Origin of the sequence: Variovorax rhizosphaerae (genome assembly GCF_037889975.1) — a bacterium.
In the GTDB taxonomy this organism is placed as follows: Bacteria; Pseudomonadota; Gammaproteobacteria; order Burkholderiales; family Burkholderiaceae_C; genus Variovorax; species Variovorax rhizosphaerae.
The window spans coordinates 242,698-256,958 of record NZ_JBBKZT010000003.1; the positions used below are offsets into that span (position 1 = coordinate 242,698).

Sequence of the window (14,261 nt, forward strand, 5' to 3'; positions counted from 1 at the left end):
GTTGTCTTGTTTAGTTGATCTTCAAAACGAAAGCTGGAACGCTCAGACCTTGGCCGGCTTGCGCGTGGCATGCGGCTCCAGGCCGGCATGCGCATCGTTGCCGCTGCTCGCGAGTTCGACCTGGCGGTCGTGGATCTCGGCGAGGGCGCGCTTGTATTCGTTCGGGAACACCTTCACGAACCTGGTGCGCGCGGTCGGCCAGTCGTCCAGCAGTTCGCGGGCGCGCTTGCTGCCGGTCCAGCGGTGGTGGTCTTCCAGCAGCTTCTTGAGTTGCGCCTCGTCGGTCTGGCCGGTGTGCCAGATCTTCTTGTGCATGCTCGCGGTCTGCTCGGCGCTGGTCAGCACCTTGTCGAGCGAGACCATCGACAGGTTGCAGCGCGAAGCAAACTGGCCGTCCTCGTCGTAGACGAAGGCCACGCCGCCGCTCATGCCGGCCGCGAAGTTGCGGCCGGTCTTGCCGAGCACCGCGACCGTGCCGCCGGTCATGTATTCGCAACCGTGGTCGCCCGTGCCTTCGACCACCGCCGTGGCGCCCGACAGGCGCACCGCGAAGCGCTCGCCCGCTACGCCGCAGAAGTACGCTTCACCGGTGGTCGCGCCGTACATGACGGTGTTGCCCACGATGGTGTTGCGTACCGCCTCGCCGCGGAAGTCCAGGCTCGGACGCACGACGATGCGGCCGCCCGACAGGCCCTTGCCGGTGTAGTCGTTGGCATCGCCGATCAGGTAGAGCGTGATGCCGCGCGCCAGGAAGGCGCCGAAGGACTGGCCGCCCGTGCCTTCGAGCTGGATGCGGATCGAATCGTCCGGCAGGCCTTCGGGATGCACGCGGGTCAGCGCCCCCGACAGCTTGGCGCCGACGGTGCGGTTGACGTTGCGCGCCACCTCGATGAACTGCACCTTCTCGCCCTTGTCGATGGCCGCGCGCGACTTCTCGATGAGCTTGGTGTCGAGGTTGTGTTCGAGGCCGTGGTCCTGGTTCTCGACATGGAAGCGCGGCACGTCGGCCGGCACTTCCGGCAGCGCGAAGAGGCGGCTGAAGTCCAGGCCGCTGGCCTTCCAGTGCTGGATGCCCTTCTTCATGTCGAGCAGGTCGGCGCGGCCGATCATGTCGTCGAACTTGCGGATGCCCAGCTGCGCCATGATCTGGCGCACTTCCTCGGCGATGAAGAAGAAGTAGTTGACGACGTGCTCGGGCTTGCCGGAGAACTTCTTGCGCAGGATCGGGTCCTGCGTGGCCACGCCCACCGGGCAGGTGTTCAGGTGGCACTTGCGCATCATGATGCAGCCTTCGACGATCAGCGGCGCCGTGGCGAAGCCGAACTCGTCAGCACCGAGCAACGCGCCGATGGCGACGTCGCGGCCGGTCTTCATCTGGCCGTCGGCCTGCACGCGCACACGGCCGCGCAGGCGGTTCAGCACCAGCGTCTGCTGGGTCTCCGCCAGGCCGATTTCCCACGGACCGCCCGCGTGCTTGATCGACGACCACGGCGATGCGCCGGTGCCGCCGTCATGGCCCGCGATCACGATGTGGTCGCTCTTGCACTTGGTCACGCCCGCGGCCACCGTGCCCACGCCCACTTCGCTGACCAGCTTGGTGCTGATGCTGGCATGCGGTGCGACGTTCTTCAGGTCGTGGATCAGTTGCGCGAGGTCTTCGATCGAGTAGATGTCGTGGTGCGGCGGCGGGCTGATGAGGCCCACGCCCGGGACCGAGTAACGCAGTGCGCCGATGTAGTTCGACACCTTGCCGCCCGGCAACTGGCCGCCCTCGCCGGGCTTCGCGCCCTGCGCCATCTTGATCTGGATCTGGTCGGCCGAGGTCAGGTACTCGGCCGTGACGCCGAAGCGGCCTGAGGCGACCTGCTTGATCTTCGAGCGCAGCGAATCGCCGGCCTTCAAAGGCAGGTCGACTTCGACGTTGGCTTCACCGACGACGCTCTTGAGCGTGTCGCCGACCTTGACCGGGATGCCCTTGAGTTCGTTGCGATAGCGCGAAGGATCTTCACCACCCTCGCCCGTGTTGCTCTTGCCGCCGATGCGGTTCATCGCTACGGCCAGCGTCGCATGCGCTTCGGTCGAGATCGAGCCCAGCGACATCGCACCGGTGGCGAAGCGCTTGACGATCTCGGCCGCCGCTTCGACTTCCTCGACGGGAATCGCCTTGGCCGGGTCGAGCTTGAACTCGAACAGGCCACGCAGGGTCATGTGGCGACGGCTTTGGTCGTTGATGATCTGCGCGTATTCCTTGTAGGTGCTCCAGTTGTTGGCGCGCGTGCTGTGTTGCAGCTTGGCGATCGCGTCGGGCGTCCACATGTGGTCTTCACCGCGCGTGCGCCAAGCGTATTCGCCGCCAGCGTCGAGCATGTTGGCCAGCACCGGGTCGTCGCTGAAGGCGGCGGCGTGGGTACGCAGCGTTTCCTCGGCGATCTCGAACACGCCGATGCCTTCGACGCGGCTGGCCGTGCCCGTGAAGTACTTGCCGACGGTGTCGCTGTTCAGGCCGATGGCCTCGAACAGCTGCGCGCCGCAGTAGCTCATGTAGGTGCTCACGCCCATCTTGGACATGATCTTCGACAGGCCCTTGCCGATCGCCTTCACGTAGTTGTAGATCGCCTTCTCGGCCGACAGGTCGCCCGGCAGGTCGGCATGCATCGAGGCCAGCGTTTCCATCGCCAGGTACGGGTGGACGGCTTCCGCGCCGTAGCCCGCCAGCACGCCGAAGTGATGCACTTCGCGGGCGCTGCCGGTCTCGACGACCAGGCCGGCCGTCGTGCGCAGGCCTTCACGCACCAGGTGCTGGTGGATCGCGCTGGAAGCGAGCAACGCCGGGATCGCCACGCGCGTCGCGCTCATGCCGCGGTCGCTGACGATCAGGATGTTGCTGCCGCCCTTGATCGCGTCCACCGCTTCTGCGCACAGCGAGGCCAGCTTGGCTTCGATGCCTTCGCGGCCCCAGTCGGCGGGGTAGCAGATGTCGAGCGTGCTGCTCTTAAACTTGCCCTGCGTGTGCTTCTCGATGTCGCGCAGCTTCGCCATGTCGGTGAAGTCGAGGATCGGCTGCGTGACTTCCAGCCGCATCGGCGGGTTGACCTGGTTGATGTCCAACAGGTTCGGCTTGGGACCGATGAAGCTGTTGAGCGACATCACGATCGCCTCGCGGATCGGGTCGATCGGCGGGTTCGTCACCTGCGCGAACATCTGGCGGAAGTAGTTGTAGAGCGTCTTGTTCTTGCTCGACAAAACGGCCAGCGGGCTGTCGTTGCCCATCGAGCCGATGCCCTCTTCGCCGGCCTGCGCCATCGGGCTCATGAGGAACTTGATGTCTTCCTGCGTGTAGCCGAAGGCTTGCTGGCGGTCCAGCAACGAGACTTCGCTGGCCGGCACTTCGGCGGCCGGCGCCTGCACGTTGTCGAGCTTGATGCGCAGGTTCTCGATCCACTGCTTGTAGGGCTTGGTGTTGACGACGTTGGCCTTGAGCTCCTCGTCGTCGATCATGCGGCCTTGTTCCAGGTCGATGAGGAACATCTTGCCGGGTTGCAGGCGCCACTTGCGCACGATCTTGTGTTCGGGCACCGGCAGCACGCCGGACTCGGACGCCATGATGACCAGGTCGTCATCGGTCACGCAGTAGCGCGAGGGGCGCAGGCCGTTGCGGTCCAGCGTGGCGCCGATCTGGCGGCCGTCTGTGAAGACGATCGAGGCCGGGCCGTCCCACGGTTCCATCATCGCGGCGTGGTATTCGTAGAAGGCGCGACGGCGCTCGTCCATGTTGCCGTGCTGTTCCCACGGCTCGGGGATCATCATCATCACGGCCTGGCTGATCGGGTAGCCGGCCATGGTCATGAGTTCGAGGCAGTTGTCGAAGGTGGCGGTGTCGGACTGGCCGGCGAAGCTGATCGGATAGAGCTTCTTCAGGTCGGCCGCGAGCACGGGCGAGGACATCACGCCTTCGCGGGCCAGCATCCAGTTGTAGTTGCCGCGCACCGTGTTGATTTCGCCGTTGTGGGCGACGTAGCGGTACGGGTGGGCCAGCGGCCACTTGGGGAAGGTGTTGGTCGAGAAGCGCTGGTGCACCAGGCCCAGCGCGGAGACGCAGCGCTCGTCCGACAGGTCCTTGTAGTACACGCCGACCTGGTCGGCCAGCAGCAGGCCCTTGTAGACCACCGTGCGGCTGGACATGCTCGGAACATAGTATTCCTTGCTGTGCTTGAGCGCGAGGTTCTGGATGTTGGCGCTGGCGGTCTTGCGGATGACGTACAGCTTGCGCTCCAGCGCGTCCTGCACGATCACGTCGTTGCCGCGGCCGATGAAGACCTGGCGCAGGATCGGCTCCATCTTCTTGACGACGGGCGACATCGGCATGTCGCTGTCGACCGGCACATCGCGCCAGCCGAGCAGCACCTGGCCTTCGGCCTTGATGGCGCGCTCCATTTCCTGCTCGCAGGCCATGCGCGAGGCATGTTCCTTGGGCAGGAAGATCATGCCGACGCCGTATTCGCCGTAGGGCGGCAAATTCACGCCCTGCTTGCCCATCTCTTCGCGGTAGAGCGCGTCAGGGATCTGGATCAGGATGCCGGCGCCGTCGCCCATCAGCTTGTCGGCACCCACGGCGCCGCGATGATCGATGTTCTCGAGGATCTTGAGTGCTTGCGTGACGATGTCATGGCGCTTCTCACCCTTGATGTGGGCGACGAAGCCGAGGCCGCATGCGTCATGTTCGTTGGCGGACGAATACAGTCCGTGTTGTTCCAGGTGCTGGATTTCTGCATCCGTGGTCATGGGCGCACTCCTTCTTCAATTTTTCGCGGGGAAACGGAGAATATTGCATTGCACAAACAGTGCCAAGAACTTTAATAGGGGTCAGAGTCTGATTAATTTCTGAATCAGATAGTCAACTATTAAATAGGGACATATCAAATTCGATAGCAACCTCCTCAGGATCCACGCGCTTCGCCGGGCGTTTTTATCCAGGCAACTTGAGCGCTTGCGGACGCCGTCCTGCCCGCGCCTTTGTCACGCGGCGCGGGGTCGCAGCCTGCAGTTTCTCGACGAAGGCGGCGTCGCCCGCCGCCCAGCCTTGCAAGGTCGAATCGGTGAGAAGCGTCAGATCCCGGGACGCCACGCCCGCGTGCACCAAATCAGCATAGGCCGCTTCGCGCGCGAAGGGTGTGTTGCCCAAGGTCCAATAGAGCGGATGGGGCGTCAGCAGGCGATCGGCGCGCAGCCCGGCGTAGTGGTTGTGGCTCGACCACGGATACTCGCGCGCCTCATGGACGACACCATCGCGCACCGGATTGAGGTCGATGTAGGCCATGCAGGGCAGCAAATACCGCTCGGCCTGGATCAGCGTGGAGCGGTAACGCCCTTCCCACAGCGTGCCGCTGCGGCCATGCCGGTCGTTGAACCAGCGCACATAGCTGCGGCCGACCGCCTGCATGAACTTCGGCAGACCCTCCACGGTTGAGGGCGTGGCCAGCAAGTGGAAGTGGTTGTCCATGAGCACGTAGGCATGCAGCGCGACGCCGTAGCGGGGCGCGTTCTCGGCAAACAGCGCCAGCATGCGCTCGTGATCCTCGGTGTCGAGAAAGATCGACTGCCGGTTGTTGCCGCGCTGGATCACGTGGTGCGGCTGGTCCGCGAGCGTCAGGCGGGGCAGGCGGGCCATGGCAAGACGCTCAGGCTGGCGTGGCGATCGGCTCCGGCGATTGCGGGGCCTCGGGCAGCGGAAAACGCGTGGGCTGCAACGCGTCGAGGCCGAATTGCGCCAGCAGTTCGCGCAAGCGCTGCGCCGCGCTGGCCTTCCGATGCCCGGTGCGCCGCGCGATGATGAGTTCGTTCTTCATGCTGTGCTCCCAGCCGACCAACTCGGTCACCGTGACCTGGTAGCCATGCGCCTCCAGCAGCAGGCAACGCAGCACGTTGGTGAGTTGGCTACCGATCTCGCGCGTGTGCAGCGGGTGCCGCCACAGCTCGGCCAGCGGCGTGCGCGACAGGGCCAAGGCCTTGCTCTCGCGCAGGCTCGCCGCCAATTCGGCCTGGCAGCACGGCACCAGCACCATGTAGCGCGCGTTCTTCGCCAGCCCGAAAGCGATCGCGTCGTCGGTGGCGGTATCGCAGGCATGCAGCGCGGTGACCACGTCGATCTGCGCGGGCAGTTCCTTCGAATGCGCCGACTCGGCCACGCTGAGGTTCAGGAAGGACATGCGGTCGAAGGCGAGTTGCTTGGCGAGCGCCTTCGATTTCGCGACCAGTTCGGCGCGCGTCTCGATCCCGTAGACATGCCCGCCGCCCAGCGCCTTGAAGAACAGGTCGTAGATGATGAAGCCGAGGTAGGACTTGCCAGCGCCGTGGTCGGCCAGCGTCGCGCCGGCGCCTTCGCCCGGCAGTTCGCGCAGCAGCTTCTCGATGAACTGGAACAGGTGGTAGACCTGCTTCAACTTTCGGCGCGAGTCCTGGTTCAGCCGGCCTTCGCGGGTGAGGATGTGCAGTTCCTTGAGCAACTCGATCGACTGGCCCGGGCGCACTGCATCGGCCAGTTCGGCCTCGGCCTTGAGGGCTTTCGCGGTGGCCTTCATGGCTTGGCGGCCCGGGGGCCGACATCGAGCGCAGCCCATCCATTGGCCCCCAGCTTTTCCAGGGTCTCGATGTTGCGCTCGAAGATGTCTTCCGCTTCAGGGAAGGCATCGACTGCACGGGTCACGCTGTCTTCACGCAGCAGGTGCAGGGTGGCATACGGCGCGCGGTTGGTCGCGTTGCCGATGTCGCCAGGCTCCGTGCCGCCGAACTGGAAACGCGGATGGAAGGTCGCGAGTTGCAGCACGCCCTCGTAGCCGGCGCGCGCAAGCCGGCGCTCTGCACGCGCGGTGAAGTCGTTGAAGTCGAGGAAATCAGGCAAGGTGTTGGGCGCGATCAAAAGCGCAGTGTCGCGCACCGCCGGCACATGTGCGACCAGCGCTGCCGCCTCGGCCAAGAGCGCGTCGAGGAGGCCGCCCTCGCTCTCAGGCAGGTAGACGGCCCAATGGATCTGCTCCTTGACGTGCACCGCCTTGGCGAATGGGCAGAGGTTGAGCCCGATCACGGCGCGCTCCAGCCAGCGACGGGTGTCGGCGACAGCTTGTGCTTCATCGATCATCGCGATCCCTCCATCGACGTCATGCGGTCGCGCGCCGGGCCACGGCAGGCAGGCGCGAGGCCAGGACGATACCCGCCATCGAACACGCCGCGGTCACCACCCAGGTCCACTGCCAGCCACCCACGCGATGCGCGATCCAGGCGACCAGCGGCGGCGCGATGAACTGGCCGAGGGCCGACGCCTGCTGCATCATGCCCACGGTCGTCGACACGGTGGACGGCCCCGGCGCCAGGCGCACCGCAAGCATGAACAGCGTCGCCGGCACGGCACCACCGAACAGCGAAAAGACACACACGGCAAGATAGCGCAAGGCCGGCGGCAAGCCCATGGCGTCGGCGCCCTGCCCCCACTGTGCAAAGGCCATGATGCTGCCGAGCGCCATGACGCCGAAGCCGATGCGCAACAGCTGCCCGGGCGCAATGCCCCGCTGCGACCAGCGTCCCCCGACGATATTGCCGACGATGTTCATGGCCGCCGCTGTCGCGGTGAGGACGGCGCTCCATCCGGCCGGCACGCCGGCGTCCGCATAGATCGATGGCAGGAACCCGATAACCGCCATCCACTGCGACGAATACATGGCGAAGGCCAGCGCAACGAACCACGGCCCCGGCGCAGTGAGCGTGCTCTTCAGGCGGCCGCGCCAGTTCGCCGCGATCGTCCCGGTGCCGCGGCGGGCATCCGCGGGGACCACCTTCACCACCCACAGGGCAGCGCCGGCGGACAGCACTGACAGCACCCACCACCACGCAGGCCAACCCGCCCACGCGATCAGGCCGGGGCCGCACAGCAGTGCCAAGGCCACGCCGAGCGGCATGTAGGCGCCCCACAGGCCCAGGGCCGCCTTCTCGGTGCCGGGCGGGGTCATGGCACGGATGAGCCCCGGCGCGGGCATCACCGCCAGCAGGAATCCCACACCCTCGAACGCACGCAGCAACAACAGCCAGGCCACGACACCCGGCGACGCAAACTGCCCGGCCAGACCGCCAAGCAGGCTCGCAAACGTCGCAATCAGCAGGCCGATCAACATGCTGCGCCGCAAACCGATGGCGTCGGCTGCCAATCCCACCGCCAAGCCCAGCGTCATGCCCGCCAGTTGGACCAGCGACAGCATGAAGCCGGCCTCGACCAGTGAAAGCCCGAGCGTGGATTGCAATGCCGGGATGGCCGGCGAGAGCTTGCCCAGATGCAAGGCGACGCTCACCCCGGCCGCGACCACAGCCAGTGCGGCAACGGGTACTCGCGCGGTCATGGTTTCGACCCCCACGCTCGGCACTTCGTGTCCTCGCTGCCCCCCGAGGGGGCGCGAGCCTGCTTGGGGCGGCCCGGCGCTGCGTCCTCGTGCCCCCACGCTCGGCACTTCGTGTCCTCGCTGCCCCCCGAGGGGGCGCGAGCTTGCTTGGGGCGGCCCGGCGCTGCGTCCCCGTGCCCCCACGCTCGGCACTTCGTGTCCTCGCTGCCCCCCGAGGGGGCGCGAGCTTGCTTGGGGCGGCCCGGCGCTGCGCTCATGCCACCCACCGCTTTCCAGTCAGACGCTCATGCTCGCGCATCGCGAACCGGTCGGTCATGCCGGCGATGTAGTCGGCCACGGCACGCTCCTTGTCGGCGCGTTCGGCGAAGGAGTCAGGCATCTCCGCCGGCTTGTCGAGGTAGGCCGCGAACAGCCCGGCCACGGCGCCCTTGGCCTGCTCAGTGGTCTGCATGACCTGCGGATGGCGGTACAGGTTGCGCAGGAGAAAACGCTTGAGCGCGGCCGACTCGGCGCGCATCGCATCGCCGAATAGCACAAGAGGCCCGCCGCGCCTCGCCGCCTGGGCATCGGACGGGGCGGCGGCCTCCAGGGCCGCGCGAGTGGTGTCGATCACGTCGTAGACCTGCGCGCTCAGCATCCGCCGGATCGCCTCGTAGAGCACGCGGCGGCCCTGTAGCTGCGGATGCTCGGCCATCGCCTGCGAGCGGTAACGCTCGAATAGTTCCACCCCCGCCAAGTCCTCGATGCGGATCAGCCCCGAGCGCACGCCATCGTCGATGTCGTGCGCGTTGTAGGCGATCTCGTCGGCCAGGTTGCAAAGTTGGGCCTCCAGCGACGGTTGGATGCGGTCCAGGAATCGACGGGCAACGCCATCGGGCTCCAGCCTTTCAAGCCGCTCTGCATTCACGCGCGAGCAGTGCTTGAGGATGCCCTCCCGCGTCTCGAAGCTCAGGTTGATGCCGTCGTACTGCGGATAGCGGTGCTCGAGTTCATCGACGACGCGCAGGCTCTGCAGGTTGTGCTCGAAACCGCCGTGCTCCGCCATGCACGCATCGAGTGCGTCCTGCCCCGCGTGGCCGAAAGGCGTGTGGCCAAGATCGTGCGCCAGCGCGATGGCTTCGACCAGGTCTTCGTTGAGCCCCAGCGCGCGTGCGATCGAGCGCCCGAGCTGCGCGACCTCCAGCGAATGTGTCAGGCGCGTTCGAAACAGATCGCCTTCATGGTTCAGAAAGACCTGCGTCTTGTAGACCAATCGTCGGAACGCCGTGGAATGGACGATGCGGTCGCGGTCGCGCTGGAAGGCGTTGCGCGTGGGCGCAGGTGGCTCCGGATGGCGTCTACCGCGTGAATGCGCGGGGTCGCAGGCGTAGCGGGCAAGCGACGGCGTCATTCCGTTTCAGGGCCGGGACAGGAACCAGTGGGAGGTACGGGCTTCAGCCTTGGCAGCACTGCGCCAGCACTTCCCGCACCAACGCCTCGGGCGCGGCACGCGTGACGGCAGACCCAGGCCGGTCCAACAGCACGAAGCGGATCTCGCCGCCCTCGGACTTCTTGTCCACGCGCATCAGTTCGAGGTAGCGCTCCGCCCCCAGGGCCGGTCCGACGAAGGGCAGGCCGGCGCGTTCGATGAGCCGCGTCAGCCGCGCCACGAAAGCCGCATCCACGCCGCCCAGGCGCTGCGACAGGTGCGCCGCCATCACCATGCCGCAACCGACGGCCTCGCCATGCAGCCACTCGCCGTAGCCCAGGCCCGACTCGATGGCATGGCCAAAGGTATGACCGAAGTTGAGGATGGCCCGCAGCCCCGATTCGCGCTCGTCCTGGCCCACCACCTCGGCCTTGATCTCGCAACTGCGCTTCACCGCATGGGCCAGCGCGGCGCCGTCGCGGGCCACCAGCGCATCCATGTGGGCCTCGATCCAGTCGAAGAATTCCAGGTCGTAGATCGGCCCGTACTTGATCACCTCGGCCAGGCCCGCGCTGAGTTCGCGTGGCGGCAGGGTCTTCAGCGTGCCCAGGTCGCACAGCACCAGTTGCGGCTGGTAGAACGCGCCGATCATGTTCTTGCCGAGCGGATGGTTGATGGCCGTCTTGCCGCCGACCGAGGAATCGACCTGCGCCAGCAGCGTCGTCGGCACCTGGACAAAGGGCACGCCACGCATGTAGCTGGCCGCGGCAAACCCGGTCATGTCGCCCACCACCCCGCCGCCCAGCGCGAACAGCACGGTCTTGCGGTCGCAACCATGCCCGAGCAGCGCGTCGAAGATCAGGTTGAGCGTGGGCCAGTCCTTGTAGACCTCTCCGTCGGGCAGTTCCAGCAAGTGCACCGAGCGGAATCGCGGGGCGAGCACGGCACGCAGGCGCTGCGCGTACAGGGGCGCCACCGTCGTGTTGCTGACGATCAGCGCGCTGGCCGACGAGGGCAGGCCGGCGTAGTGCGAAGCATCGTCGAGCAGATCGTCGCCGATCAGGATGGGGTAGCTGCGGTCGCCGAGATCAATCTCGACGCGTTCCAGGGTCGCGGTCAGAGGCATCCCGCGAGTTTAGGCGCAGCAGCCCCGGCGCTCAGTGCTGAGGGTCAACCGGCGGGATTTCAGGTGGCGCCGCCGGCACCACGATGCCTGCCAACTCCAGTTGCATCACGATGATGTTGACCAGCATGGCGACAGAGGGCCGCCCGGTCTCGACGATGTCGTGCGCAATCTCCCGGTACAGCGGATCCCGCGCGCCTTGCAGTTCGCGCAGACGCCCCAGCGGATCGGCCACCTGGAGCAACGGGCGCTTGACGTCGTGCCGGAGCCGGCGGAACAGGTCTTCCGGGGAAGACCGCAGGTAGATCACGTGGAAGCTGCCGCGCAGCATGGCCCGATTGGCCTCGCGCAGAACCGAGCCACCGCCGGTGGCCACCACGCCGTCGGCGCCCTGGGCCAGGTCGGCGATGACCTGCTGCTCGATGTCTCGGAAACTCGCCTCGCCTTCTCGCTCGAAGTAATCGCGAATCGAGCAGCCGATGCGCTGCTCGACCACGTTGTCAGTGTCGATGAAGGGAAGTTGCAGGCGCTGACCCAAGCGCCTGCCCACTGCGGATTTCCCGGCGCCGGGCAAGCCGACGAGTGCGACCGCCATGCGGTTCAGCAACGGCCGCGCATCAGCGCGCGGCGTTGCGGTCAGTGATCATCTTGGGGGTAATGAAAATCAGCATCTCGGTCTTGTTGGCAGTGCGAGTGCGCGTGCGGAACAGGCCGCCGAGGTAAGGCACCTCGCCCAGCACCGGGACGCGCGACTCGTCGTTGGATTCGGTGAGCTCGAAGATACCACCGATGACCACCGTGCCGCCGTTCTCCACCAGCACTTCGGTCTGCACGTGCTTGGTGTTGATCGCGAAGCCAGCCGTCGTCGCCTGGCCGACCGTGTCCTTGTTGACGTCCAGCGTCAGGATGATGTTGCCTTCCGGCGTGATCTGCGGCGTCACTTCCAGCTTCAGGTTGGCCTTGCGGAAGGCGATGGAGGTCGCACCGCTGGAGGTCGCCACCTGGTACGGCAGTTCGGTACCTTGCTCGATCAGCGCCTTGGTCTGGTCAGCCGTGACGACGCGCGGGCTGGACACCACCTTGCCCTTGCCGTCTTCTTCCAGCGCCGAGATCTCGAGGTTCAGGATCCGCGACAGGTTGGAGCTGAACAGCGACAGTGCGAATGCGCCGGGCTGTACACCGCTGGCCAGGGCGGCCGGCAGGTTGATGAAGTTGCTGTTCGCGAAGCTGGCCGTCGACGAGTTGGCCGTCGCGTTGGTGTACGTCGTGCTCGTGGCACCCACCAATGCGTTGTTGATGATGCCACTGACCAGCGGGTTGGCGCCGACGAACGTACCCGGACCGTAGGTGTTGATGCCCGCGGTGCGCACGCCATTCGTGATCACCGGTTGCGTGCCGAAGCTGCTGGTGGAATTCAGCACGCCACCGCCCAGCTTCACACCCAGCGACTTGCCGAATGTGTCCGACGCTTCGACGATGCGCGCCTCGATCAGCACCTGGCGAACCGGCACGTCGAGCTTGAGGATCATCTCCGAGACTTGCGCCAGCCGCGAGGGAATGTCGGACACGAAGAGCTGGTTGGTACGCGTTTCCGCGATGACGGAGCCCCGTGCGCTCAACAGGCGGGTCGCCGTTGCACCCCCGGCCACGCCGCTGCCACCCAGTTGCTGCTGGACGATCGCAGCCTTGGTGTAGTTGAGCTGGTACGACTGGGTGCGCAGCGGCTCCAGCGTCTCGATCGCAGCAGCGGCCTCGAACTCGACCTTTTCCTTGGCGTTGATCTCATCCTTCGGCGCGATCCACAGCACGCTGCCGTTCTTGCGCATGCCGAGATTCTTGGCCTGCATGATGATGTCGAGCGCCTGGTCCCAGGGCACGTCCTTCAAACGCAGCGTCAGCGAACCCGTGACCGAGTCGGAGGTCACGATGTTGAAGTTCGTGAAGTCGGCAATGACTTGCAGCAGCGAGCGGATCTCGATGTTCTGGAAGTTCAGCGACAGCTTCTCGCCCGAGTAGCCGGGACCCTTCGTCAGCTTGGTCGGGTCGATCTTGCGGGCGCGCACTTCGACCACGAACTGGTTCTCGCTCTGGTAGGCGCTGTGTTCCCATTCACCGGTGGGCTCGATGACCATCCGCACGCGGTCGCCCGACTGCTGCGTGGTGATCAACTGGACCGGCGTGCCGAAGTCGGCCACATCGAGGCGGCGGCGCAGGCCCTCGGGCAGCGTCGACTTGGTGAACTCCACCACCAGGTTCTTGCCTTGCTGGCGGATGTCGACACCGACCTGGTTGTTCGGCAGGTCGACGATCACGCGCCCCGTGCGGTCAGGGCCCATGCGGAAATCCACATCCTTGATCGGCAGCATGTCGCGGTTGCGGTTCTCCGCGAACGCGCCTTGCTGGGAGATGGCAAGGGCGGGGCCGACCACCGGCTCCAGCGACACCAGCAGCGCCTTGCCCTGGATCTCGGTCTTGTAGGCCGTGGCTTGCTTGAGGTTCAGCACCAAGCGCGTACGTTCACCGGCCTGCACGACATTGACCGAGCGGAGATTGCCCTGGTTGACTTCGATGGCCGAGCGGCCGATCCCGTTCGTCACACCCGGAAAGTCGAGCGCGATGCGCGCGGGCGTCTGGGTCGCGAAACCGGTCGGTGGCGCCGCGAGTGGCTGCGTCAGGTCGATGCGGATGACTTCGGTGCCGGATTGCGTCGAACTGGTCACGGCCTCGATGGCGTTCTGCGCATGAACGACCGCGGCGGCGCCCAGCGCCACCAGCGTCATGCTGGCGGCTCGGAGCCACTTGGCGGCGATATCTTGTACTTGCTTCATTTGGTCGGCCTCTCTTGCAGTTGCAGCGTCGCCACGCGTTCAATCCACTCACCGGCGGCGTCCTGCACGATTTCACGCAAGCCGAGTTCGGTTTCTGTAATACGGGTGACGAGCCCGTAGTTGAGTCCCAGGTGCTCGCCGACGCGCACCTGGTAGAGCAACTTGTCGACATTGACCAGCGCCACGGGCTTGCCGTTGCGGTTGAGGCTGCCGACCATCGTCATCGAGTCCAGCGGGAAGGCTTCCAGCGCCTCCTTGCGCCGCGCCAGTTCAGGGCCGATCAGCCCCGAAGTGCTGGGCTGGGCCGAATCGCGCCGCAGCGCCTGGGTCAGCTTCTGGATGTCGAAGGGTTCCGTCGCGCCGACCTCCGTGTAGGCTTGCGGCGTGAACTTCTTCGGCTCGGAAATGGGGGTCACGGTGGGTTTCACCTGCGCCCGCTGCTCGGCCATCCAACGCTGGAGTGCCTCTCGGTCGGAGTTGCCGCACCCGACCAGCCCCACGGCTGTTGCCATCAGCAG

At 66.0% G+C, this 14,261-nt stretch carries 10 protein-coding genes; all 10 read right to left on the minus strand.

Annotated elements, in window-relative coordinates; translation table 11 throughout:
• Positions 1–42: 42 nt before the first annotated feature.
• Positions 43–4,782, minus strand: coding sequence for a glutamate synthase-related protein (locus WKW82_RS07775; protein WP_340341692.1), 4,740 nt, complete (start codon positions 4,780–4,782; stop codon positions 43–45).
• A gap of 184 nt (positions 4,783–4,966) precedes the next feature.
• Positions 4,967–5,668, minus strand: coding sequence for a transposase (locus WKW82_RS07780; RefSeq protein WP_340341693.1), 702 nt, complete (start codon positions 5,666–5,668; stop codon positions 4,967–4,969).
• A gap of 10 nt (positions 5,669–5,678) precedes the next feature.
• Positions 5,679–6,578 (minus strand): class I SAM-dependent methyltransferase, encoded by a 900-nt coding sequence (locus tag WKW82_RS07785; RefSeq protein ID WP_340341694.1) that lies wholly within the window; start codon positions 6,576–6,578, stop codon positions 5,679–5,681.
• Positions 6,575–7,135: a DUF1415 domain-containing protein gene (locus tag WKW82_RS07790; RefSeq protein WP_340341695.1), complete on the minus strand. Its 561-nt coding sequence runs from the start codon at positions 7,133–7,135 to the stop codon at positions 6,575–6,577. The genes WKW82_RS07785 and WKW82_RS07790 overlap by 4 nt, the downstream gene beginning before the upstream one ends.
• A gap of 19 nt (positions 7,136–7,154) precedes the next feature.
• On the minus strand, positions 7,155–8,384 hold the full coding sequence (locus WKW82_RS07795; RefSeq protein WP_340341696.1) for an MFS transporter: 1,230 nt from the start codon (positions 8,382–8,384) through the stop codon (positions 7,155–7,157).
• A 253-nt stretch (positions 8,385–8,637) separates the two neighbouring features.
• Positions 8,638–9,774 carry a deoxyguanosinetriphosphate triphosphohydrolase gene (locus WKW82_RS07800; protein WP_340341697.1) on the minus strand — a complete coding sequence of 379 codons (1,137 nt, stop codon included), beginning with the start codon at positions 9,772–9,774 and terminating at the stop codon, positions 8,638–8,640.
• A gap of 43 nt (positions 9,775–9,817) precedes the next feature.
• Positions 9,818–10,918, minus strand: coding sequence for a 3-dehydroquinate synthase (gene aroB / locus WKW82_RS07805; RefSeq protein ID WP_340341698.1), 1,101 nt, complete (start codon positions 10,916–10,918; stop codon positions 9,818–9,820).
• Positions 10,919–10,949: 31 nt separating this feature from the next.
• The gene (locus tag WKW82_RS07810; RefSeq protein WP_340341699.1) at positions 10,950–11,510 is read right to left on the minus strand and encodes a shikimate kinase; all 561 of its coding nucleotides are present in this window, start codon (positions 11,508–11,510) and stop codon (positions 10,950–10,952) included.
• A gap of 22 nt (positions 11,511–11,532) precedes the next feature.
• Positions 11,533–13,743 (minus strand): type IV pilus secretin PilQ, encoded by a 2,211-nt coding sequence (locus WKW82_RS07815; RefSeq protein WP_422823439.1) that lies wholly within the window; start codon positions 13,741–13,743, stop codon positions 11,533–11,535.
• Positions 13,740–14,255 (minus strand): pilus assembly protein PilP, encoded by a 516-nt coding sequence (locus WKW82_RS07820; RefSeq protein WP_422823440.1) that lies wholly within the window; start codon positions 14,253–14,255, stop codon positions 13,740–13,742. Before WKW82_RS07820 ends, WKW82_RS07815 begins: the two co-directional genes overlap by 4 nt.
• Between the last annotated feature and the right edge of the window lie 6 nt (positions 14,256–14,261).

Bases quoted from the DNA above. Each gene is read 5' to 3' on its own strand.
- WKW82_RS07775 (WP_340341692.1), bottom strand. From the start codon at position 4,782: ATGACCACGGATGCAGAAATCCAGCACCTGGAACAACACGGACTGTAT.
- WKW82_RS07780 (WP_340341693.1), bottom strand. From the start codon at position 5,668: ATGGCCCGCCTGCCCCGCCTGACGCTCGCGGACCAGCCGCACCACGTG.
- WKW82_RS07785 (WP_340341694.1), bottom strand. From the start codon at position 6,578: ATGAAGGCCACCGCGAAAGCCCTCAAGGCCGAGGCCGAACTGGCCGAT.
- WKW82_RS07790 (WP_340341695.1), bottom strand. From the start codon at position 7,135: ATGATCGATGAAGCACAAGCTGTCGCCGACACCCGTCGCTGGCTGGAG.
- WKW82_RS07795 (WP_340341696.1), bottom strand. From the start codon at position 8,384: ATGACCGCGCGAGTACCCGTTGCCGCACTGGCTGTGGTCGCGGCCGGG.
- WKW82_RS07800 (WP_340341697.1), bottom strand. From the start codon at position 9,774: ATGACGCCGTCGCTTGCCCGCTACGCCTGCGACCCCGCGCATTCACGC.
- aroB (WP_340341698.1), bottom strand. From the start codon at position 10,918: ATGCCTCTGACCGCGACCCTGGAACGCGTCGAGATTGATCTCGGCGAC.
- WKW82_RS07810 (WP_340341699.1), bottom strand. From the start codon at position 11,510: ATGGCGGTCGCACTCGTCGGCTTGCCCGGCGCCGGGAAATCCGCAGTG.
- WKW82_RS07815 (WP_422823439.1), bottom strand. From the start codon at position 13,743: ATGAAGCAAGTACAAGATATCGCCGCCAAGTGGCTCCGAGCCGCCAGC.
- WKW82_RS07820 (WP_422823440.1), bottom strand. From the start codon at position 14,255: ATGGCAACAGCCGTGGGGCTGGTCGGGTGCGGCAACTCCGACCGAGAG.